At 42.6% G+C, this 394-nt stretch carries 1 protein-coding gene; it reads right to left on the bottom strand.

What is annotated here, in order from left to right; translation table 11 throughout:
* Window positions 1-394, bottom strand: a 394-nt coding sequence (locus tag AAEY62_RS20630; protein WP_350636117.1) for a capsule assembly Wzi family protein, incomplete at both ends; no start/stop codon positions are given.

Below are 394 nucleotides of genomic sequence, written 5' to 3' on the forward strand. Positions count from 1 at the left end.
TTGTACACCAAATAAATAGGCTCTGTCGACAGGTTTAAACTTTGAGCTGGCATCTTCACCAATGGTACTTGCATAAATTGCGTACGGTTGGCTAAATAAAGTGTCAGACCAGCGAATATCTATACCCGCAAGTTGATTACCAATCTTAGATTTTAATTCATCATCACAAGTAGTAGTGCCATCTATACAAGCTGCTTCACCTGTCACTATATCAATAAAGTCACTCGCTGAACTAGGTTGGCCATCGCCAGCCCATTGCGCTGACCAGCTCAGTGCAATTTCTAATTGCTGTAATGGCCTGAAATTAACGCGAGTACTCCACAGTAAAGCATCAGGAATTACACGAGTAGATTCTAACTGAGCCATTTGCGCGGTAAATCCCCATTGGCCTAAC

The organism is Pseudoalteromonas sp. GW168-MNA-CIBAN-0100, from assembly GCF_040309225.1.
In the GTDB taxonomy this organism is placed as follows: Bacteria; Pseudomonadota; Gammaproteobacteria; order Enterobacterales; family Alteromonadaceae; genus Pseudoalteromonas; species Pseudoalteromonas arctica.